Source organism: Kribbella sp. NPDC048915, assembly GCF_040649595.1.
GTDB lineage: Bacteria > Actinomycetota > Actinomycetes > Propionibacteriales > Kribbellaceae > Kribbella.
Window position 1 is genome coordinate 105,632 of the sequence record NZ_JBEZFT010000003.1, and the last position, 21,254, is coordinate 126,885.

A 21,254-nucleotide genomic window follows, 5' to 3' on the forward strand; every position below is an offset into this window, starting at 1 on the left:
GCACTAACAATCGACCTGTTGTCGTTGTCAGGTTCATGAGAAGGTTTGCCCGTGACGGCCGTGACGAGCGAGCAGCAGCGGACGACCCTGCGGGTCCTGGTCGCGAGCAACGCGCTGGGCGGCGTCGCGACCGCCAGCGGTTTCGCCGTCGCGGCACTCCTCGCCGAGAACGTGTCCGGTTCGACGTCGATGGCCGGTCTGGTCGCCACGTCGACCACGCTGGGTGCCGCGGCGCTCGCCGTACCGCTGGCAGGTCTGGCGCGGTCGCGTGGCCGTCGGGTGTCGCTGTCCGTGGGCTACGCGATCGCCTGCGCCGGCGCGGTGCTGACAATCGTCGCTGCACAGGTCGGGTCACTCGCCCTGCTCCTGCTCGCAGGCTGTCTGTTCGGCAGTGGATCCGCCTCGAACCTGCAGTCCCGGTACGCCGCGACCGACGCGGCCGACCCGAGCCGGGTCGCCCGGTCGCTGGCTGTCGTCGTCTGGGCCACCACGATCGGCGTGATCGTCGGACCGAACCTGACCGGTGTCGGCGGCTCGGTCGGGATGTCGCTCGGCATCCTGGCGCTGGCCGGGCCCTACGTCTTCTCGGTCATCGCGTTCGGCCTCAGTTCGGCGACGGTCTGGGTCGGGATGCGCAGTCAGGTCAGGCCGGCCAAGGTGGAGCGCCAGCCGTTGGCGGAGACGTTCCGCGAGGTGATCCGGATCCCGCACGCGCGGCTCGGGCTACTGGCGATCGCGACCGCGCACGCCGTGATGGTCGGCGTGATGTCGATGACGGCGGTGCACCTGCGGCACCACGGTGCCTCGCTGACCATCGTCGGCTTCGTCATCAGCGGCCACGTCGCGGGGATGTATGCGCTGTCGCCGCTGACCGGATGGCTGGCCGACCGGTTCGGCCGGATCCCGACGATCGGCATCGGCCTGGCGATCCTGGCCGTTGCGATGACGCTGGCCGCTGTCGCACCCGACGAGGCGCATGCGCTGACCGGACTGGCGCTGTTCACCCTGGGACTGGGGTGGTCCGCCTGTCTGGTCGCGGGATCCGCGCTGCTCACCCGATCGGTCCCGGACCGCATCCGTACCTCGGCCCAGGGCCTGTCGGACCTGACGATGGGTGTCCTGGCTTCCCTTTCGGGCACAGCCGCCGGTCCGGTGCTGGCGTACCTCGGTTTCCATTGGCTGGCCGTACTGTGCGGCTTCCTGCTTGTCCCGGCCGCCGTACTCGCGGCAACCACGCGGCAGGAAGTGGCTAGGGTCTGACGGTGTGAGCGTTGCGCAAGGCGGGATCCCGAGTCCGAACATCTGGCACCACCCGCAGGTGTACGAGATCGAGAACCGCGCGGTCGACCCGAACGGCGTGATCGAGCCGGCGATGCGGGCGATCCGCGACTGGGCCGGCGCGACCGTGCTCGACATCGGCTGCGGCACCGGCTACTACCTGCCGATGTTCGCGGCCACCGCGGCACGGGTGATCGGCGTCGAGCCCCACGGCGGTCTCGCGGAGGCCGCTCGCCGGCGGACCCGGGCTTTGCCGAACGTCGAGGTACGGCAGGGCGTGGCGCAACGGCTGCCGGTGCCGGATGCGTCGATCGACGTGATGCACGCGCGGTGGGCGTACTTCTTCGGCCCGGGTTGCGAACCCGGACTGGCCGAGCTGGATCGGGTCATGCGCCGCGGCGGGACGGCGTTCGTGATCGACAACGACGGCACGCGCTCGACGTTCGGCCACTGGTTCAGTACGTCGTACCCGAAGATCAAGGCCGACGAGGTCGAGCGGTTCTGGACCGACCGCGGCTGGCAGCGAACACCGCTCGACATGGGCTGGCGGTTCGAGACCCGGGCGGACCTCGAGGCGGTGGTGCGGATCGAGTTCACGCCGGCGGACGCGCGGCGGATCCTCGCGTCGCACACCGGCGTCGAGGTGGACTACGCGATCAACCTCTGGAGCCGGACCTTCTGAACGACACTCGGTCGCCTGCGCACGAACCTCCCGCACTCATAGGGTTGACGAATCACACGACCTACACGACGGGGCTTTCTGGGGAGGCGCCAACCAGGGATGTGCGGACTGCTGCTCGACGGCGTACCGGGTCTGCCCGGGCGTCTGCAGGTGGACGTCGGTGAGCAGCGTGCTGTGGTCGTACCCCACGCTGCGGACCGGCGCAGGCTCGCCGACATCGCGGCCGGGCTGGACGATCCACCCTCCGGAGCGATGGTCCTGGCCGGCGGGCCGGTGCGGCTGGTGCCCGCGGAAGGCGGGCTGCTCCCGCACCTGACGGTGCTCGGCAACGTGATGCACGGCCATCGCAGCGCGCAGCCGGCCACCAAGCAGGCCGCTCGGGAGGCCGGTCTGGTCAAGGCGATCGGCTGCGGTCTGGAGGACGTCCTGGATCGCTACCCGCACGAGATCACCCCGGGCCGTCGCCGGCTGGCCGGCGTGGCCCGTGCGCTCGGTGCGTATCCGCGGGCGATCGTGCTGGAGGACGCGAACGGCCTACCCACGTGGGGATCGTTGCTGTCGCTGCGCCCGAACCCCGACCTCGCCTCCGCCGCTCTGCTGCTGATCACGACCAGCGCGGACCGTACTGCGGGATTCGACGATGCGGAGTAGCCGCAGAGCGTTCCTCGCGACCACGGCGACGCTGGTCCTCGCCGGGTGTTCGAGCGATGTGCTGGGCCTGCGCCGCGCGGTCCGGGTGGCGGTGAGTTGGAGCGGCGAGGAGCTTCGCGCGTTTCACCAGGTCCTGGACCACCTGGGGTCGTTGGAGTACCCGATCGAGGTCGTGCCGCTCGGCGACGACATCTCCACCGCGTTCGGCGCTCGCTCGCCACGCCGCCCGGACATCGTGATGCTGCCCCAGCCAGGTCTGGTCCCGAGGCATCTCGACGACCTGGAGCCGATGCCGTCGGACATCGCGTCCCAGCGCCGTACGCCGCTCTGGAAGGACCTCCTGGTCCACGACGGGACGACGTACGGCGTGCCGTTCAAGTCGGCGCACAAGTCCGCGGTCTGGTACCGGCCGTCGGTGTTCCGGCAGGCCGGCGTCCGCCCGCCCCGGCTGTGGAGCGAATGGCTGACGCTGAACCAGACGCTGACCCGAGCCGGGATCACGCCGCTGTCACTGGCCGCGGGTGACGGCTGGGTGCTGACCGACTTCCTCGAGAACGTCCTGCTGGGCACTGCGCCGAAGGTGTACGCCGACCTCGCGACAGCAACCCACCCGCGCCCTTCGCAGTACCCAGAGTTCGCCGCCGCACTGCGGTTGCTGGGCGCGATGTGGTCCGCCCCGGGTGTGCTGGCGGGTGGCGTGAAGGCATCACTCGTGCAGCAGTTCCCGGATGCACTGGTGGAGGTGTTCGGGCACCGCAAGGCCGCCATGGTGCTCGCCTCAGATTTCGCGGAGCCGGTGGTTCGTTCGTTCGCCGCCGACCCGTTCGACATCGGACTGTTCACCTTCCCGCCGATGACGTCGGGCGTTGCGGCACCTGTGGTGGTCGGCGGCGACGTGATGGTGCTGCCGAAGCCGGCCACGGACGACGCGCGCGACCTGGTCCGCCGGCTGTCCATGCCGGCTGCCCCGGACCCGTGGATCAAGGTCGGCGGCTTCCTGGTCGACGGCCGGACGACGGGGTACTCCCCCGAGCTCACCCGGCTCGCCGAGCAGCTCACGAACCCCGGCGACCAACTGCAGTTCGACCTGTCCGACCGGCTCGGCGGGCTGGGTGGCATCAACGGGCTGTGGCGGGTGCTGACCGATTTCCTGATCGCCGTCGGCCGCCCGGGGGACTTCGCGCCCGACACCGTCGACGACGTGGTGGAAGCCGCCGTGGGCAAGGCGATGGCGGCGTTGCGGACAGTGGAGGAGAACTGATGGGCCTGCAGACCAACGGCCTGTCGCTCGAGGTCGTCGGCCGGGAGATCACCGGCCGTCCGGTGCAGGGCCGGCCACGCCGCCCGGCCGGACCGTACTTGCTGGGCCTGCCCGCGTTGTTGCTGAGCTGCCTGCTGCTGATCCCGATCGGCAGCACAGTGGTGGCCGCGTTCCGGACCGACGGCGGCTTCGGGTTCGGCAACTTCGCGGTGATGGGCGATCCGTCCGCGTTGCATGCGGTGGGCAACAGTCTGCTGTGGGTACTGGTTGCCTTCGGCATCGTCGGGTTCGGATTCTTCCTTGCCCTGTTGAGTTATCGCCTGCCCGCCGTGACGACGTTTCTGCAGCCCGCGCTGGTCATCCCGTTCGCGGTCTCGGTGCTGGTCTCCGGCGCGACGTTCCGGCTGATGTTCGACCCGACGCCGGAGCGCGGGACAGTCACCGCCGTCTGGACGCGGCTCTTCGGCACCAGCCCGGTGTGGCTCGGGCCCGGCCTGTTCTGGCTGGTGCTGGTGTCCGCGTTCGGCTGGACGTGGCTCGGGTACGTCGTCTCGCTCTTCCGCGCAGGCCTCGACGCCATCCCGGACGACGTGTCGCGGGCACTCACTGCCGAAGGTGTTCGGGGCTGGCGACGCCTGCTGGCGTTGGAGATTCCACTGCTCCGTCCGATCACCGGCGTGGTCACGTTGACGCTGGTGATCGCTGCGGTGCGGGTGTTCGACCTGGTGCTGATCGTCGTACCTGGGTCCATGCAGCAGTCCGCCGACGTCCTCGGGCTGAACTGGTGGCGGGCCACCACCACCGGCGGCGACGCGGGGCGTACGGCGGCGCTCGGCGTCGTACTGTTCGCGATCGTCGCGGCCGTCGGGCTGATCGGTGTGCGCGGACTGCGCCGGCGACGCTGGGCGATGCCCGTGACCGTCGTACGGCCGGATCCGCCTCCGGACCGGCCGCGGCCGCGACGGCGTGGACGGCGGTTCGGCTGGCTGATCGGACTGACTGTCGCGCTGGTGTGGATCTTCCCGGCCGTCGTCCTCGTCGCCACCGCGCTGCACTCCCCGCGCGAGGCCGGCGTCCGTGGCTGGTGGTCGCTGTCCGGACTGGGGTTCTCGTCCTTCGCCGCCGCCGCGAACGTCGGGCTGTTCCGCGCGTTGCTGTCCACGCTGATCATTGCGACCGCGGCGACCGCAGTACTGCTCGTCATCGCCGTACCGACGGCCTATCTGGTCGCGTGGGGCGGGCTGCCGACGCGCGTGGGGCGGATCGCGATGGGCGTGTTCGTGGTCCTGGCCGTCACGCCGGTGCAGATGTACGCCGCTCCGCTGCGGGACGCCATCGACGCAGCCGGCCTCGCCGGGTCCCGTGTCGCACTGGCGCTCGTTCACGCGGCCGCCGGTCTGCCGTTCGCCGTCCTGCTGTTGCGGTCAGCATTCGCGTCGGCGCCACCTGCACTGGTTTCCGAGGCGCTGCAAGGGCCGGTGCGCCAGAGCGCCGTACTTGCGACTGTGCAGCGCACGTACCGCCCTGCGCTGATTGCCGTTGCAGTGCTGGAGTTCGTGCTGGTGTGGAACGACTTCATCGTCGGGTTCCTGATCAGCGGTCCGGGGACGACGCCGTTGTCGCTGGTGCTGTGGGGAGAGGCGCGGCAGTTCTCCACGTCGAGTGGACCAGTCGCTGCTGCTGCAGTGGTCGCGTCAGTGGTACCCGTCGTGCTGCTGCTGTCGTTCTGGCGGACCGTTGTCCGTGGGCTGACGACCGGGAGCCGGCCATGAGCGAGGTGCAGAAGAAGCCGGACGAGCCGGACGAGCCGTCACGGACCCAAGAGTTCTCCCTGGCCATCGGCGCGGTCGCGTCCGGTCTGCTGACCGACCTGACGTCGCAGCTCCTCAATCAGAGCTTCAATCAGCGCGGCATCGTGCAGTGGGTCGGATACTCGGTGACCGCGCTGCTCGTGCTCTTCTCCTTCCTGCGCGTGCGTTCGCGGACGCGGCGTGCGCGCCGGCGCAAGCTCCAGGCCGCCTCTGCGTTGCACGCCGCCGCCGAGGACGCGGAGCAGTGGACGATCGCGCTCGGTTCCGACGCCGGTGGGATGGCCGCGGCCGAATGGTTCACTCTCAACGAGGACTGGCTCTGCGAGCTGCTCGCGACCGAGAAACCGCAGAGTGCGCCGGCGGTCGAGGACTTCGCCCGGATCTGCGACGCCCTCGAGACCTGGTACGTCCGGCAGCGCGACGCCGATGCACTGCTGCACCTGAGCGAACTCCTCAGCGTCGCGGCCGAAGGCGGTGGTCATCGCGCCCTCGCCGAGCTGGCAGCGGCCCGCGCCGCAACGGCGTACCGCATGCTCGGCGACCTGGAGGCGGCCAGCACCCGGCTGGGGATCTCCACCAACATCGCGACCCGGGGCCGTACGGCGGCCGCGCTGAAAATGCGCCGCCAGGTCGAACGCGCCCTGGTGCACCTGGCCCGCGCCGACCAGGCACCGGCCGGGAACGACCGCGACGAGGCGCTGCTCAACGCGCGGGATCGGCTGGACGACGCGCGCCTCACCCGGCCCGGGCCGGACCTCGCGGCCGACGTGGCGATCGGGATCAACCTGGCGGCCGTTCAGCTGTACCAGCACGACGCCGACGGTGCGCTCGAACAGCTGCGGACCGCGGTGGCGCGCGCGACCGCGGCCGGCGACGTCAGCGGACAGGCCCACGCCTTCGAACTGATGGGCGTCGCCGCGTGGATGCTCCGCAACACCCACGAGGCCCTCAGCCGCTGGGAACACGCGGCCCACCTGTACGCCGAGATCGACGAACGCGAGGGCCACGCGCGCTGCCTGCAGCACCTCGGCTCCGCGGCCGTCGTCACCGGCTCCCTCGATCGCGCCCTGGAACTGCTCGAACAGAGCGCCCTGCTGCGGGCCACCGACAGCGAGATCCTGACCACGTACCTCGATGCGGCCCGCCGCACCGCGGAGCTCCCGGCCGTCGCCGAGGATCCACCGCACCGGCGGCCGGCCACCTGGCTGAAACGCACCTTCTGGCGCGGTGAACAGGCCTTGCGGCGATTTGTCGGTGGGCTGAAATAGGTTGACCCGTATGGCGAAGGCGGCGGCGACACAGGCCAAGGGCAAAGCGGCGTACGCGTGCTCCGAGTGCGGATGGACCTCGGCGCGCTGGATCGGGCGATGCGGCGAATGCCAGGCCTGGGGCACGGTCGCCGAAGTCGGTGCACCGAAGGCTGCCCGGATCGCGGCCGGGCCGGTGACGTCGCCCGCGATGCCGATCGCCAAGGTGTCCGCGATCGAGGCCGAGTCCCGGCCGACCGGGATCGGTGAGCTCGACCGGGTGCTCGGCGGCGGTGTCGTGCCGGGTGCGGTGATCCTGCTCGCCGGCGAGCCGGGTGTCGGCAAGTCCACGCTGCTGCTGGAGGTCGCGGCGCAGTCCGCCCGCGGCGGCCAGCGCACGTTGTACGTCTCCGGCGAGGAGTCCGCCGCCCAGGTGCGGCTGCGCGCCGGGCGGACCGACGCCCTCGTCGACGACCTGTTCCTGGCCGCGGAGACCGACCTGTCCGCGGTGGTCGGCCAGGTCGACGCGGTCGAGCCGACCTTCCTCGTGATCGACTCCGTGCAGACCATGGCGCATCCCGAGGTCGACGGTGCGCCCGGCGGCGTGACGCAGGTGCGCGAAGTGACCGGAGCGCTGGTCCGGCTCGCCAAGGAGCGGCACATCGCGGTCGTGCTGGTCGGCCACGTCACCAAGGACGGCGCGATCGCCGGCCCGCGGATGCTCGAGCACCTGGTCGACGTCGTGCTCGCGTTCGACGGCGACCGGCACTCCGGGTTCCGGATGGTGCGCGCCACCAAGAACCGCTTCGGCCCGTCGGACGAGGTCGGCTGCTTCGACATGGTCGACACCGGCATCGTCGAGGTCACCGACCCGACCGGCCTGTTCGTCTCCGAGCACGCCGAGCCCGTCGCCGGCACCTGCGTGACCGTGATGATGGAGGGCCGCCGGCCGTTGCTGGCCGAGGTCCAGGCGCTGGTCGGCCCGTCCGCCGCGCCACAACCCCGCCGTACGACGTCCGGGCTGGAGTCGTCCCGGGTCGCGATGGTGCTCGCCGTGCTCGGTAACCGCGCCGGCCTGAAGCTCACCGACCAGGAGGTGTACGTCGCCACGGTCGGCGGCGTGAAGATCACCGAGCCGGTCGCCGACCTGTCGGTCGCGATCGCGGTCGCGTCCTCGGTGATGGACAAACCGATCCACCCCGGGCTGGTGGCAATCGGCGAGGTCGGCCTGGCCGGTGAGGTGCGCCGCGTCGGCGGGCTGGAGAAGCGGCTCGCGGAGGCGGCCCGGCTCGGGTTCACCAAGGCGATCATCCCGGCCGACGTGCCGAACCGCGGCAAGGAGGCCAAGCCGATGGACATCCAGAAGCGCTACGGCCTGCGCACCTTCGCCGCCGGCGATCTGCGCTCCGCCCTGCACGCCGCGGGGCTGGCCTGACGCCCGGGGCCTGACTCGTGGCCGGAGACCCCTGTGGCGCGCGCCACAGGTGAGACGGGCCATCCCCAGCCGCTGCGCCGGGAACGTACTCTGGGTGCGCCCCCCGCCGGGTTCAGTGTCGAGCACCGGCGCCTCGCCGCGGACCGCAGGAGACCTGATGACCGGATCCAGAGTTGTCGCGCTCGGCCACTACCAGCCGGAACGGGTGCTCACCAACGACGAGCTCGCCACCATGGTCGAGACCAACGACGAATGGATCCAGAGCCGGGTCGGGATCCGCGAGCGGCGGATCGCCGCGCCGGACGAGTCCGTCGACGAGATGGCCTGGCGCGCCGCCGACAAGGCGATTGCGAACGCCGGTCTGGACGTCACCGAGATCGACTACGTCGTGGTCGCCACCTGCACCGCGATCGACCGCTCGCCGAACGTCGCAGCCCGGGTCGCCGCCCGGCTCGGCCTGGGCAACCCGGCCGCCATCGACCTGAACACCGCCTGCTCCGGGTTCGCGTACGCGCTGGCCACCGCCGACCAGGCGATCCGCGCGGGCGCGGCGAGCAAGGCGATCGTGATCGGCGTCGAGAAGCTCAGCGACTGGACCGACTGGACCGACCGCACCACCTGCGTGCTGATCGGTGACGGCGCCGGTGCCGCGGTGCTGGTCGCCGACGAGACCGAGGACGCGGCCGGCGTCGGTCCGGTGGTCTGGGGTTCGGTGCCGGAGATGTCCGACGCGGTCCGGATCGAGGGGCGCGAGGGGCCGTTCCAGCAGGAGGGTCTGAGCGTCTTCCGCTGGGCCACCACGCAGCTGCCCGAGATCGCCCGGCAGGTCTGCGCGAAGGCCGGCCTGGAGCCCGAGGAGCTCGGCGGCGTCGTCCTGCACCAGGCGAACCTGCGGATCATCGAGCCGCTCGCCAAGCGCCTCGGCGCGGTCAACGCGGTGGTCGCCCGGGACGTCGTGGAGTCCGGCAACACCTCGGCCGCGAGCATCCCGATCGCGCTATCCAAGCTGGTCGAGAAGCGCGAGATCCCGTCCGGCGCGCCGGTACTGCTGTTCGGATTCGGCGGCGGTCTGTCGTACGCCGGACAGGTCATCCGCTGCCCCTGAGCCGGCCGTTCCGGTCCCCGCGCGGGCGGGTCCACGCGGGGATTCGGCGTTGCACGGTCCGATGCACGAGCGGGTGCACGCGCAGGCCCGCCCGGGGGCCGACCGGTGACCGACCGCGCACCCCGCTGGGCGGATATCGGCAGAACCGCAGGTACCTGACCGCATAGACTCAGGTTCCGTGGCGGCGAACACGGACAAGAACAGCACCGGCGCCCGGCTCCGCGCGACCCTCGCGGCGGTGGCGCCGGGGACCGAACTACGCGAGGGCCTGGAACGCATTCTGCGCGGCCGGACCGGCGCACTGATCGTGCTCGGCCACGACAAGGCCGTCGACGCGATCTCCACCGGTGGCTTCGAGATCGATGTCGAGTTCACCGCGACCGGGTTGCGGGAGCTGAGCAAGATGGACGGCGCGATCGTGCTGGATCGGGACGCCACCCGGCTGATCCGGGCCGCCGTGCACCTGATGCCGGACCCGTCGATCCCGACCCAGGAGACCGGCACCCGGCACCGGACCGCGGACCGGGTCGCGCGGCAGACCGGCTTCCCGGTGATCTCGGTGTCGCAGTCGATGCACATCATCGCGCTGTACGTCGACGACCAGCGCTACGTGCTCGAGGACTCCGGCGCGATCCTGTCCCGCGCCAATCAGGCGCTCGCCACCCTCGAGCGCTACAAGCTCCGCCTGGACGAGGTGTCCGGCACGCTGTCCGCGCTCGAGATCGAGGACCTGGTCACCGTCCGGGACGTCGCCGCGGTCGCGCAGCGGCTGGAGATGGTCCGCCGGATCGCGACCGAGATCGACGGGTACGTCGTCGAGCTCGGCACCGACGGCCGGCTGCTCACGCTGCAGCTGAACGAACTCGTCGCCGGGGTCGCCGGCGAACGCGAACTCGTCGTCCGCGACTACCTGCCGCCGGCCACCGGGCGCCGCCCGAAGACCGCCGACGACGTGCTCGCCGAGCTCGACGCGGTCAGCGCCACGGACCTGCTGGACATCGGCCAGGTCGCCCGCGCACTGCAGCTCGGCGGCGCCGAGCAGCTGGACGCCGCGGTCACACCGCGCGGCTACCGGCTGCTGGCCAAGGTGCCACGACTGCCGGGCGCCGTGATCGACCGGTTGATCGACCACTTCGGCCATTTGCAGAAGTTGCTCGCGGCAAGTATCGACGACCTGCAGACGGTCGAGGGCGTCGGCGAGAACCGGGCCCGCACGGTCCGCGAAGGCCTGTCCCGGCTGGCCGAGTCCAGCATCCTCGAGCGCTACGTGTAAGCACCTTTCGCAACCTGTCGCCTCCGGTTCGTGATCGAGCCGGAGGCGACTTGCGTTCTGCTGCTCCGTGACGAATACTCCATATGGAACATTTCGCACGGAACAATCCACGTGGAGCACTATGGCCGACCTGACCCCGCTGGCGATCTCGGTGCTGGCGCTGCTCGAGGAGCGGCCGATGCACGCCTACGAGATGTACCAACTGCTGATCGCCCGCCACAACCACCGGCTGGTGAAGGTCCGCCCCGGCTCGCTGTACCACACGGTCGAACGGCTCGCCGGTCAGCAGTACGTCCGCGCGATCGGCACCGAACGCGCGGGCAACCGCCCGGAGCGGACGACGTACGAGATCACCGCGGCGGGCAGCGAAGCGTTGCGGCAGCGGGTGGAGACCGCGATCGAGACCTGGACCAACGAGTACCCGCTGTTCCCCGTGGTGCTGAGCGAGGCGCACAACCTCGACGCCGACGACGCGGTCCTGCGGTTCCGCCGTCGCATCGAGCAGCTGAACCAGCAGCTGGCCGAGATCACCGAACGGCTCGACGACGCCCGGGCACGCGGGGTACCGGAGGTCTACTGGATGGCCGGGGACCTCGTCCGCGGTCAGCTCACCGCGGAACGCGACTGGCTGACCGCGACCACCGAACGTATCGAGAGCAAGGATCTGGAATGGCAACCCCGCAAGGAACAGTGAGGCCGGAGGTCCGGCCGTGGCCGGCGCTGTGGGCGCTGGTGCTCGGCTTCTTCATGATCCTGGTCGACTCCACCATCGTCTCGGTCGCCACCCCGGCGATCCTCGAGGACCTCGGCTCGGATGTCGGCACGGTCGTCTGGGTGACCAGCGCGTACCTGCTCGCGTACGCCGTCCCGCTGCTGATCACCGGCCGCCTCGGCGACCGGATCGGCCCGAAGAAGCTGTACCTGACCGGACTGACGGTGTTCACGCTGGCGTCGGTGTGGTGCGGTCTGACCGGCACGATCGAGCTGCTGATCGTGGCCCGCGTGTTCCAGGGTCTCGGCGCCTCGATGATGACGCCGCAGACGATGGCCGTGATCACCCGGATCTTTCCGCCGGATCAGCGCGGCCGGGCGATGAGCCTGTGGGGCGCGACCGCCGGCGTCGCCACGCTGGTCGGCCCGATCCTCGGCGGCGTCCTGGTCGACGGACTCGGCTGGCAGTGGATCTTCTTCATCAACGCACCGGTCGGAGTGGTCGGGTTCGTCCTGGCGCTGCGCCTGGTCCCGGATCTGCCGACGCACGAGCACAAGTTCGACCTGCTCGGCGTTGTGCTGAGTGCGATCGGATTGTTCCTGCTGGTGTTCGGGATCCAGGAGGGGCAGAAGTACGACTGGGGCCAGATCGCCGGCCCGATCTCGGTGTGGTCGCTGATCATCGCCGGGCTCGTCGTGCTCGCGGGCTTCGTCTTCTGGCAGTCCCGCAACCAGGGCGAGCCGCTGCTGCCGCTGCAACTGTTCAAGGACCGGAACTTCTCGCTGGCGAACGTCGCGATCACCACGGTCGGCTTCGCGATCACGGCGATGGCGTTCCCGCTGATGCTGTGGGCGCAGGCAGTTCGTGGCCTGACGCCGACCCGTGCCGCCTTGCTGCTGGTGCCGATGGCCGTGATCTCGGGTGCGCTGGCGCCGTTCGTCGGCCGGCTGGTCGACCGTACGCCGCCGCGGTTCATCGCCGGATTCGGGCTGCTGTGCTGCTCGGTGTCGCTGTTCTGGATGAGTCAGGTGATCGAGCCCGACGTCCCGATCTGGGAACTGCTGCTGCCGATCGCACTGCTGGGCGTCGCCAACGGATTCATGTGGGCGCCGATCGGGACGACGGCGACGCGGAACCTCCCGCTGCACCAAGCCGGCGCCGGCGCAGGCGTCTACAACACGACCCGGCAGGTCGGTGCGGTGCTCGGCAGCGCGAGTATCGCCGTACTGATGGAATCGCGACTCGCGCACAACCTGCCGGCCGCGGCCGGTGGAACGCCGGCCGGCGAAGGGTTCACGACCGGCCGGTTGCCGGAAGTGATTCGGCCCGGGTTCAGTGACGCGATGGCGCAGTCGCTGATCCTGCCGGCGCTGGTGCTGCTGATCGGGCTGGTCGCCGCGCTGCTGTTCGTCGCGCCGAGCCACCTGCGCCGGCCGGCCGAAGCGCAGCCGGTCGATCAGACGACCTGAAAAGCCTGCAGGCTCGACGGGCGGCCGGCGTACTCGGCCTTGACCACATAGGTCCCGGGCTTGGCGACCGGCTGGCCCGGCAGGCAGCCGGGCCGGGACCGGCGTCCGTCCCACGGCACGGTCACCGCCGTCTGCTTGCCCTTGGCAACGACCAAGGTGGCCGTCTTGATCGCTTTCGTGCACTGCGTGGACGTCCAGATCAGGTCCGCGCCCGAGGTCACGGTGACGGTCAACCGGTCGGCGTCGACGGTCGCCTTGCAGCCGTCACCGGTCGGCTTCAGTTCGACCACGAAGTTCAGCACCGAGCCGGAGACGATCTTGCGGTTCGCCGGTAGCGCCTGGACGGTCACGTCGCTGCCCTGACACGGCAGGTCGGTGGGCGGCGTGGTCTTGGCGGGTGTGGTCGGTGTGGTCGGTGTGGTCTTGGTCGGCGTCGCACTGGTCTTGGTGCTCGTCGCCGCTGAAGTGGTACCGGCCGACGGGCTGCTGGTGGGGGTCGTGGTGGGTGCCGGAGCGGCGCCGCTGGGATTCGGCAGCGGATCCGACGCGGCGGCGTTCTTGGTGTCGTCACCGCCGAACAGCCGGGCGATCAGGATGACCAGGACCACGACGACCGCGAGCACAAGTCCGCGCCGGAACCAGTAGACGCTGGCGGGCAGATGCCCGACCGGACGGAGCAGGCTGCTCATGAAGCGCACTCTAATATCGGCCCTGTGCTCCAAAGCTCAGGCTCGCCGGTAGGTGCACTCCACGCCGCAGTGCTGGAGTGGTACGACGCGAACGCCCGCCAGTTGCCGTGGCGGGAACCCGGGGCCGGAGCCTGGGCGGTCATGGTCAGCGAGTTCATGCTGCAGCAGACACCGGTCAACCGGGTACTCCCGGCGTACCTGCGCTGGCTGGAGCGGTGGCCGAAGCCGGCAGACCTGGCCGCAGAGCCGCCAGGCGAGGCTGTGCGGGCCTGGGACCGGCTCGGGTACCCACGGCGTGCACTCCGCCTCCATGCGGCCGCTCAGGCGATCGTGGAGCGTCACGGCGGCGACGTACCGGACGACCACCAGGCGCTGCTCGCACTGCCCGGCGTCGGCACGTACACCGCGGCCGCGATTGCATCGTTCGCGTTCGGCCAGCGGCACGCGGTCGTCGACACGAACGTCCGCCGCGTCCTCGCCCGTGCCCTCACCGGAGTCGCCCAGCCGAGCATCTCCCCCACCGCCGCCGACCAACGGCTGGCGGTCAGCGCACTGCCCGCCGACGAGGCCACAGCGGCGCGATGGGCCGTGGCGTCGATGGAGCTCGGCGCTCTCGTCTGCACCGCCCGCACGCCGCGGTGCGCCGACTGCCCGATCCGCGCGCAGTGCGCATGGGTCCTCGCCGGCAGTCCGCCGTACGACGGCCCGCCGCGGCACGGACAGACCTACGAGGGCACCGACCGCCAGGCCCGCGGGCGGCTGCTCGCCGTACTGCGGTCCGCATCGGCGCCGGTGCTGAAAGCCGACCTGGACGCGTGCTGGCCGGACGCGGTGCAGCGCGAACGCGCACTGGACGGCCTGGTCGCCGACGGCCTCGTCGAACCACTGAGCCGCGGCCGCTACCGGCTGCCGGCCTGAACTGTGCCCGGACGCCGAGAAGCCGGCTCGAACGGACTCGAGCCGGCTTCTTCGGTGGGTGCTGCGGTCAGTTCTTCTTGCTGCCCGCGGCGGCGTCCTCGTCGTCGTCGGCCAGCAGGTCGAGCGGCATCGCCGGGCTGCCGGACAGCGTCGCCAGCATCTGGCGGACGTTGGTCAGCTGCGCGTTGATGCTGTCGCGGCGCTGGGTCGCGGCCGCGAGCTCGCGCTCGGACTCGGCCCGGATCCGCTCCGCCTTGTCCTTCGCGGCGGCGACGATCTCCTGGGCCTGACGGTTCGCGTCGGCGAGCTGCTGCTGCGCCAGCCGCTCGGCCTCGGCCCGCGCGCGGTCGGCCTCACGCTGCACCTGAGCAGCGCGGTCGGTCACGGCGGCCAGCTGCTGCTCGGCCAGGGCGGTCCGGGCGGCGAACTCCTGCTCGACCTTGCCCCGGCGCTCGGCCAGGGTGGTCTCGAAGGCGGCCGCGGCCTGGGCGGACTTCGCGCGCTCCTGCTCGTACAGCGCCTGAGCCTCGCTGCGCCGCGCGGTGGCGTCGCGCTCGGCCTCGTCGCGCATGTCGTCGGCCTGGGTACGGGCCTCCTCGAGGATCCGCGCGGCCTCGGCGTCGACCTCGCTCTTCCAGTCCAGCGAGTACTGCTCGGCCTCCTTACGGACCTTCTTCGCGTGCGACTCGGCGTCGGCGATGATCGCCTCGGCGTCGGTGCGCGCACGGGTCACCAGGTCGCGGGCCTCGTCGTCGGCCAGCGACAGGATCTTCGCCACCCGCTCACCGAACTCGGTGAAGGTAGGCGCACGGTCCTTGGATTCCTCCTGGGCGGAAATCACCGCCGCCTCAGCCGCATCCGTGCGGGCCTGCAGCTCCTGCACGTGCCGCTGCAGCTGCTCGGACTGCTGCTGCAGGGCAGTCAGAGAGGTGGTCAGCTCACGGATGTGCTGGTCCACCTGGGCTGGCTCGTAGCCGCGCAGAACGGTACGGAAGGGGGTTGGGCTTTCACTGCTCATGTTTTCCGATGCTCACTTCGATGGGTGGGTGGATCACACATTGTCACTGACAAGGATCTGACTGTCACGTCCTCATCCTGATTCCCCCGTGGAACCCTCACTGGAGGACATTCCACCACCTGGGCGGAACCCCGGTACAGCGAGTGCCTCGATCACACCCGAAAGCTGAGTGAGCTCCTTGGTGATCTCATCACGGCGCTGGTTCAGCACCGCGACTCTCGCCTCGGCGTCGGCGAGAAGTTTCCGGGCCTGGGCCCGCAGATTGTCGGCGTGCTCGCGGGCCTGGGCCTCCAGCTGCTGCGCTTCCGAGCGGGCCTTGCGGATCAGTTCGTGCGACTGGCGCTGCGCCTCGGACAGGTCGTTGGCAGCGCGCTCCCGCAACACCTGTGTGCTTGCCTGGGCCTCGGCCTCGCGGCGGTTCGCCCGCTCGATGATCTCCTGCGCGTCCTGGGCGGCGGAAGCCTTCAGCCGGTCGGCCCGGGCCTGCGCCTGGGCGGTGACCTTCTCGGCCTCCTGCTGGGCCTTGGCCAGGGTCGCCTCGGCCTGCTCGCCGGCCGAGTACAGCGTCTCCTCGGCGAGCTTCGTCATTTCGGCATTCTCGCGGGCGATCGCCTCCTGGGTCTGCTTGAGCCGGCTGGTCGACCGGCCGACCACGCGGCGCAGGTGCGCGCGCTTGTCCTTCAGCAGCCGGGCCGCGTCGGCGGCGGCCTGGTCGCGGATCGCCTGCGCCTCGGACTCCGCGGCGGCGATCAGATCGTCGACGGTCTTCCGGCTCCACTGCGTCTGCTTCTCGGCTTCGGCCAGCGCCTGCTCGGCAGCCTGGTTGGCCTCCTCGACGATCCGGCGGGCCTCGGCAGTCGCGGTCCGGCGGTCCGCCTCGATCGAGTCCACGACCAGCTTGGCCTGGGCCCGGGCATCGGCCATCAGCCGCTCGTTCTCGGCCTCGGCCGCGGCCTTGCGCTCGGCGATCTCCGCGACCGCCTCGGCCCGCAGCTTGTCGATCTCCAGCGAGATCGCGGCCAGCTTCGCCCGCTCGGTTTCCTCGAGCTCGGCGGTCCGGCGCTCGAGCTCGGTCCGGTTCTCACCGCGCAACCGCTCGATCTCGGCGTGCGCCTCGGCGATCTCGGCCCGGGACCTCTCCCGGGCAGCCTCGACCTCACGCTCGACCGCGGCCCGCAGCTCGCTCGCCTCGGCCTCGGCCCGGGCGATCAGCTCGGCCTCGTTGCGGACGGCGGCCTGCGACACCAGCGCGGCCTGCTCGCCCGCGTCGGCGACCAGCTGCTGCGCCTCCTTGCCGGCCCGGTCGACCATCGCCTGCGCCGACTGCCGGGCCAGCTGCGCCTCTTCGAGCAGCTCGTCGGCCTCCTCGCGCAGCCGAACGGCCTCGCTCTCGGCCTCCGCGATCCGCCGATCGGCCGCCGCCTGCGACTCGGCCCGCAGCTTCTCCGCCGCGGCTTCGGACTCGGTCTTCAGCCGATGCGCGAGCTCGCCGGCTTCGCGGCGGACCCGCTCGGCCTCGGCCGTCGATTCGGTGCGAAGGCGGTCGGCCGTCTCGGCGGCCGCGGAGCGCAGGCGTTCGGCCTCGGCGGCCGCTTCGGAGGTCAGTTGCTCGGCTTGCGCGGCCGCTTCGGAGGTCAGTTGCTCGGCTTGCGCGGCTGCCTCGGAGGTGAGTTGCCTGGCCGCGGCGGCAGCTTCCCGCCGTACCCGCTCGGCGTCGGCCTGCGACTCCGAACGCAACTGCTCGGCGGCTCGCTCGGCGTCGTCCAGGACCCGCTGGGCGGCGGCCATCGCATCCGACCGGAGCTTCCGGGCGGCCTCCTCGGCCTCGGACTTGAGGCGCTCGTTCTCCGCGCGAACCCGGCTCGCCTGCTCGAGGGCGAGATCGTTCTCGCGCTCGGCCTGCTCCCGCAGAGTGTCGGCGATCCGCTGGGCCCGCTCGAGCACCCCGCCCGCCTGCCGCACGCCAAAGGAACCGGCGTCGACGACCGGTTCCTGGGTCAGTGGCAGACGCGGTGCGTCCATGCGACGAGATGATTCCATCCCCGGCCCCCTTTCCGACAGTCCGGGTCCGAACAGCGTGCTCACACGGTGACAACGCGGTAGACAGGCGGTAAGTAACTGCCTCATCAGCAGTTGCGCGATCTTCCCACCGAACCGGCGACCCACGGAAGCGGTCTCCGTACCGAGTTGATCACGCTCCGCAGGACGATACGACCAATCAGTAGCCTGCACGCAAATCAGGCGTGTCATCGGTACGCCGAACGCGCCACCAGTACTCCTGCGGTACTGCCCGCCGCCGCGGCGCGTCGTGCCGGTCCAGGCCGGAACGAGCGAGACGCTCGGCGGCCAGTTGCCGCCGAGCGTCTCGGGTTGGTGCTTCGGGCAGGGGTCCTGCAGTACCTCGGTTACGAGTCCTGCAGACCGGTCGAGCCGGTGGAGCCGGTGCCGGTGGTCAGGTCGGTGAGCTCCAGGTCCGACGTCGAGGACTTCTCGGTGCCGGTGAAGGTGAAGTACTCCGCCAGGCCGTCGGAATTGACCGTCCCCTCGGGGGCCGCGTCGACCACGACGATCTGACCGGGGCGCAGTTCCCCGAACAGGATCTTCTCGGCCAGCACGTCCTCCACGTCGCGCTGCAGTGCGCGGCGCAGCGGGCGGGCACCCAGGACCGGGTCGAAACCACGCTTCGCGACGAGTTCCTTCGCCGCCGGCGTGAGCTCGATGCCCATGTCCTTGTCCTTCAGCCGCTCCTCGATCTGGCCGACCATCAGGTCGACGATCTTGACGATCTCTTCCATACCGTGCTGGTGGAAGACCACGATCTCGTCGACGCGGTTCAGGAACTCCGGCCGGAAGTGCTGCTTGAGCTCCTCGGTGACCTTGGCCTTCATCTTCTCGTACGACGTGGTGGTGTCGTTCGCCTGCGAGAAGCCCAGGCTCACCGCCTTCGCGATGTCCTTGGTGCCGAGGTTCGTGGTCATGATGATCACGGTGTTCTTGAAGTCGACCACGCGGCCCTGGGCGTCGGTCAGGCGACCTTCGTCCAGGATCTGCAGCAGCGAGTTGAAGATGTCCGGGTGGGCCTTCTCCACCTCGTCGAACAGCACCACGCTGAACGGCTTGCGGCGGACCTTCTCGGTCAGCTGGCCGCCCTCTTCGTAGCCGACGTACCCGGGCGGCGAACCGAACAGCCGGGAGGCCGTGTGCTTCTCCGAGTACTCCGACATGTCGAGGCTGATCAGCGCGTTCTCGTCGCCGAACAGGAACTCGGTCAGCGCCTTCGACAACTCGGTCTTACCGACACCGGACGGACCGGCGAAGATGAACGAGCCGCTCGGGCGGCGCGGGTCCTTCAGCCCGGCGCGAGTACGCCGGATCGAGCGGGACAGCGCCTTGACCGCGTCCTCCTGGCCGATGTACCGCTTGGCCAGCTCCTTCTCCATGTCCAGCAGCCGCGAGGACTCCTCCTCGGTCAGCTTGAAGACCGGGATGCCGGTCGCGGTGCTGAGCACCTCGGCGATCAGCTCCTCGTCGACCTCGGCGACGACATCCATGTCGCCGGCCTTCCACTGCTTCTCCCGCTCGGACTTCGCGTTGATCAGCTTCTTCTCGTCGTCGCGGAGCCGGGCGGCACGCTCGAAGTCCTGCGCGTCGATCGCGGACTCCTTCTCCCGGCGCACGGTGGCGATCTTCTCGTCGAACTCGCGCAGGTCCGGCGGCGCGGTCATCCGGCGGATCCGGAGCCGGGCGCCGGCCTCGTCGATCAGGTCGATCGCCTTGTCCGGCAGGAACCGGTCGGAGATGTACCGGTCGGCCATCTGCGCGGCGTTCACCAGCGCGGCGTCGGTGATGGTCACCCGGTGGTGCGCCTCATACCGGTCGCGGAGGCCCTTGAGGATCTCGATCGTGTGCGCGATCGAGGGCTCGGCCACCTGGATCGGCTGGAACCGGCGCTCCAGCGCGGCATCCTTCTCGACGTACTTGCGGTACTCGTCGAGGGTGGTGGCGCCGATCGTCTGCAGCTCACCGCGGGCCAGCATCGGCTTCAGGATGCTCGCCGCGTCGATCGCACCCTCGGCCGCGCCGGCGCCGACGAGGGTGTGAATCTCGTCGATGAACAGCACGATGTCGCCGCGGGTGCGGATCTCCTTGAGCACCTTCTTCAGGCGTTCCTCGAAATCGCCGCGGTAGCGCGAACCGGCCACCAGGGCGCCCAGGTCGAGGGAGTAGATCTGCTTGTCCTTCAGCGTCTCCGGGACGTCACCACGGACGATCTGCTGGGCCAGACCCTCCACGATGGCGGTCTTGCCGACGCCCGGCTCACCGATCAGGACAGGGTTGTTCTTGGTCCGCCGGGACAGCACCTGCATGACCCGCTCGATCTCGGTCTCGCGACCGATCACCGGGTCGAGCTTGGCCTCGCGGGCCGACTGGGTGTAGTTCCGGCCGAACTGGTCGAGCACCAGGGAGCTGCTGGGCGCCCCTTCCGGAGCGGTGCCCTGCGGCTGCGTCTCCTTGCCCTGATATCCGCTCAACAGCTGGATGACCTGCTGCCGGACCTTGTTCAGGTCCGCGCCGAGCTTGACCAGGACCTGCGCGGCGACACCCTCACCTTCGCGGATGAGGCCGAGCAGGATGTGCTCGGTGCCGATGTAGTTGTGGCCCAACTGCAGGGCCTCACGCAGGGAGAGCTCCAGCACCTTCTTGGCGCGGGGGGTGAACGGGATGTGCCCACTCGGTGCCTGCTGGCCCTGGCCGATGATCTCCTCGACCTGGGAGCGAACGGCCTCGAGCGAGATACCCAGGCTCTCGAGAGCCTTGGCGGCGACACCCTCACCCTCGTGGATCAGGCCGAGCAGGATGTGCTCGGTCCCGATGTAGTTGTGGCTGAGCATCCTGGCCTCTTCCTGTGCCAGGACGACTACCCGACGGGCGCGGTCCGTAAATCGTTCAAACATCGCCAAAGCGCTCCTTGCCTCAGAGGAGTCGGACGTGCCGTGTAGGCCGACCCCCGTACATGCATGCTAGTCCCCGGCGCCGACAGGCTCGCTCTCGGCGAACACCCGATCACGTTGCTTCCGGCCGTCAGGGCGGCATCACAAGGGAACAACCGCACTGATCACCAGCCTGTTCCCGGATCACCGCACCCGCACAGCGTGTTCGCCACCAGCGAATTTCCCCGAACTACCTGCGAGGTCAGCCATCGACGCGACACGCCGGTGTCCCACTCTGTGAAACAACCGGAATGCGGACGGTCCCGGCGCCCGCATTGGGCGCCGGGACCGTCGGCAAGCGGATCGCGACCGGTATTTACTTGGCCTCGTTGTACGCCGCGCGCACCTCGGCGGAGATCCGCCCGCGCTCGCTGACCTCGTAGCCGTTCTCCTTCGCCCAGGCCCGGATGTCGGCGGAGTCCGAGGCCGAGCGGCTCCGGCTCCGCGCCCGGCCCGCCGAGCCGCGGCGGCCGGAGACCCGGCGGCCGGCGCCGACGTAGGCCGCGAGGGCGTCGCGCAGTTTTGCGGCGTTCTTCTTGGACAGATCGATCTCGTACGTCGTCCCGTCCAGCCCGAATGTCACGGTCTCGTCGGCCTTACCGCCGTCGAGATCGTCCTCGAGAACCACCTGCACCCTTTGCGCCATCGATGACAACCTTTCTGCGCCCGCCATCGGGCACAATCCCCCTGTCGAATTCTTCGCACCTGATTTGT

At 70.3% G+C, this 21,254-nt stretch carries 17 protein-coding genes; 12 read left to right on the forward strand and 5 right to left on the reverse strand.

From position 1 onward, the window contains the following. The first annotated feature begins 51 nt into the window (after positions 1-51). The 11 genes from AB0B82_RS02825 (at position 52) to AB0B82_RS02875 (ending at position 12,924) form a co-directional block, all read left to right on the forward strand. A complete protein-coding gene (locus tag AB0B82_RS02825) occupies positions 52-1,260 on the forward strand; it encodes an MFS transporter (RefSeq protein WP_360161768.1) in 1,209 nt (402 codons plus the stop codon). Positions 1,261-1,264: 4 nt separating this feature from the next. Further along, positions 1,265-1,960: a class I SAM-dependent methyltransferase gene (locus tag AB0B82_RS02830; RefSeq protein ID WP_360161770.1), complete on the forward strand. Its 696-nt coding sequence runs from the start codon at positions 1,265-1,267 to the stop codon at positions 1,958-1,960. 99 nt (positions 1,961-2,059) lie between these two features. After that, positions 2,060-2,611 (forward strand): hypothetical protein, encoded by a 552-nt coding sequence (locus tag AB0B82_RS02835; RefSeq protein WP_360161772.1) that lies wholly within the window; start codon positions 2,060-2,062, stop codon positions 2,609-2,611. After that, positions 2,601-3,872 (forward strand): ABC transporter substrate-binding protein, encoded by a 1,272-nt coding sequence (locus AB0B82_RS02840; RefSeq protein ID WP_360161774.1) that lies wholly within the window; start codon positions 2,601-2,603, stop codon positions 3,870-3,872. Before AB0B82_RS02835 ends, AB0B82_RS02840 begins: the two co-directional genes overlap by 11 nt. After that, the gene (locus AB0B82_RS02845) at positions 3,872-5,644 is read left to right on the forward strand and encodes an ABC transporter permease subunit (RefSeq protein WP_360161776.1); all 1,773 of its coding nucleotides are present in this window, start codon (positions 3,872-3,874) and stop codon (positions 5,642-5,644) included. Before AB0B82_RS02840 ends, AB0B82_RS02845 begins: the two co-directional genes overlap by 1 nt. Continuing rightward, positions 5,641-6,951 (forward strand): hypothetical protein, encoded by a 1,311-nt coding sequence (locus tag AB0B82_RS02850; protein ID WP_360161778.1) that lies wholly within the window; start codon positions 5,641-5,643, stop codon positions 6,949-6,951. Before AB0B82_RS02845 ends, AB0B82_RS02850 begins: the two co-directional genes overlap by 4 nt. A gap of 10 nt (positions 6,952-6,961) precedes the next feature. Further along, entirely contained in the window at positions 6,962-8,365 is a 1,404-nt protein-coding gene (gene radA, locus AB0B82_RS02855; RefSeq protein ID WP_360161780.1) for a DNA repair protein RadA, read from the forward strand. A gap of 157 nt (positions 8,366-8,522) precedes the next feature. After that, complete coding sequence (locus tag AB0B82_RS02860) at positions 8,523-9,470, forward strand: beta-ketoacyl-ACP synthase III (RefSeq protein ID WP_360161782.1); 948 nt, start codon at positions 8,523-8,525, stop codon at positions 9,468-9,470. Positions 9,471-9,648: 178 nt separating this feature from the next. Beyond that, the gene (disA, locus tag AB0B82_RS02865; RefSeq protein ID WP_360161784.1) at positions 9,649-10,743 is read left to right on the forward strand and encodes a DNA integrity scanning diadenylate cyclase DisA; all 1,095 of its coding nucleotides are present in this window, start codon (positions 9,649-9,651) and stop codon (positions 10,741-10,743) included. A gap of 121 nt (positions 10,744-10,864) precedes the next feature. Beyond that, entirely contained in the window at positions 10,865-11,437 is a 573-nt protein-coding gene (locus tag AB0B82_RS02870; RefSeq protein ID WP_360161786.1) for a PadR family transcriptional regulator, read from the forward strand. Then, complete coding sequence (locus tag AB0B82_RS02875; protein ID WP_360161788.1) at positions 11,413-12,924, forward strand: DHA2 family efflux MFS transporter permease subunit; 1,512 nt, start codon at positions 11,413-11,415, stop codon at positions 12,922-12,924. The genes AB0B82_RS02870 and AB0B82_RS02875 overlap by 25 nt, the downstream gene beginning before the upstream one ends. Here the strand turns inward: AB0B82_RS02875 and AB0B82_RS02880 are convergent. Further along, positions 12,912-13,613 (reverse strand): hypothetical protein, encoded by a 702-nt coding sequence (locus AB0B82_RS02880; RefSeq protein ID WP_360161790.1) that lies wholly within the window; start codon positions 13,611-13,613, stop codon positions 12,912-12,914. The genes AB0B82_RS02875 and AB0B82_RS02880 overlap by 13 nt on opposite strands. A 24-nt stretch (positions 13,614-13,637) precedes the next feature. Here AB0B82_RS02880 and AB0B82_RS02885 point away from each other — a divergent pair, with 24 nt between their 5' ends. Further along, a complete protein-coding gene (locus AB0B82_RS02885; RefSeq protein WP_360161792.1) occupies positions 13,638-14,531 on the forward strand; it encodes an A/G-specific adenine glycosylase in 894 nt (297 codons plus the stop codon). A 67-nt stretch (positions 14,532-14,598) separates the two neighbouring features. Here the strand turns inward: AB0B82_RS02885 and AB0B82_RS02890 are convergent, their stop codons facing one another. From AB0B82_RS02890 to AB0B82_RS02905, 4 genes are all read right to left on the reverse strand, one after another. Next, positions 14,599-15,549 (reverse strand): DivIVA domain-containing protein, encoded by a 951-nt coding sequence (locus tag AB0B82_RS02890; RefSeq protein ID WP_360161794.1) that lies wholly within the window; start codon positions 15,547-15,549, stop codon positions 14,599-14,601. A gap of 72 nt (positions 15,550-15,621) precedes the next feature. Further along, on the reverse strand, positions 15,622-17,571 hold the full coding sequence (locus tag AB0B82_RS02895) for a kinetoplast-associated-like protein (RefSeq protein ID WP_360161796.1): 1,950 nt from the start codon (positions 17,569-17,571) through the stop codon (positions 15,622-15,624). Positions 17,572-17,954: 383 nt separating this feature from the next. Continuing rightward, positions 17,955-20,504 carry an ATP-dependent Clp protease ATP-binding subunit gene (locus AB0B82_RS02900; RefSeq protein WP_360161798.1) on the reverse strand — a complete coding sequence of 850 codons (2,550 nt, stop codon included), beginning with the start codon at positions 20,502-20,504 and terminating at the stop codon, positions 17,955-17,957. Between the two features lie 352 nt (positions 20,505-20,856). Then, a complete protein-coding gene (locus AB0B82_RS02905; RefSeq protein ID WP_360161800.1) occupies positions 20,857-21,186 on the reverse strand; it encodes an Lsr2 family protein in 330 nt (109 codons plus the stop codon). Positions 21,187-21,254: the final 68 nt, after the last annotated feature.

Bases quoted from the DNA above. Each gene is read 5' to 3' on its own strand.
- AB0B82_RS02835 (WP_360161772.1), top strand. From the start codon at position 2,060: ATGTGCGGACTGCTGCTCGACGGCGTACCGGGTCTGCCCGGGCGTCTG.
- AB0B82_RS02840 (WP_360161774.1), top strand. From the start codon at position 2,601: ATGCGGAGTAGCCGCAGAGCGTTCCTCGCGACCACGGCGACGCTGGTC.
- AB0B82_RS02845 (WP_360161776.1), top strand. From the start codon at position 3,872: ATGGGCCTGCAGACCAACGGCCTGTCGCTCGAGGTCGTCGGCCGGGAG.
- AB0B82_RS02850 (WP_360161778.1), top strand. From the start codon at position 5,641: ATGAGCGAGGTGCAGAAGAAGCCGGACGAGCCGGACGAGCCGTCACGG.
- radA (WP_360161780.1), top strand. From the start codon at position 6,962: ATGGCGAAGGCGGCGGCGACACAGGCCAAGGGCAAAGCGGCGTACGCG.
- AB0B82_RS02860 (WP_360161782.1), top strand. From the start codon at position 8,523: ATGACCGGATCCAGAGTTGTCGCGCTCGGCCACTACCAGCCGGAACGG.
- AB0B82_RS02870 (WP_360161786.1), top strand. From the start codon at position 10,865: ATGGCCGACCTGACCCCGCTGGCGATCTCGGTGCTGGCGCTGCTCGAG.
- AB0B82_RS02875 (WP_360161788.1), top strand. From the start codon at position 11,413: ATGGCAACCCCGCAAGGAACAGTGAGGCCGGAGGTCCGGCCGTGGCCG.
- AB0B82_RS02880 (WP_360161790.1), bottom strand. From the start codon at position 13,613: ATGAGCAGCCTGCTCCGTCCGGTCGGGCATCTGCCCGCCAGCGTCTAC.
- AB0B82_RS02890 (WP_360161794.1), bottom strand. From the start codon at position 15,549: ATGAGCAGTGAAAGCCCAACCCCCTTCCGTACCGTTCTGCGCGGCTAC.
- AB0B82_RS02895 (WP_360161796.1), bottom strand. From the start codon at position 17,571: ATGGACGCACCGCGTCTGCCACTGACCCAGGAACCGGTCGTCGACGCC.
- AB0B82_RS02900 (WP_360161798.1), bottom strand. From the start codon at position 20,504: ATGTTTGAACGATTTACGGACCGCGCCCGTCGGGTAGTCGTCCTGGCA.
- AB0B82_RS02905 (WP_360161800.1), bottom strand. From the start codon at position 21,186: ATGGCGCAAAGGGTGCAGGTGGTTCTCGAGGACGATCTCGACGGCGGT.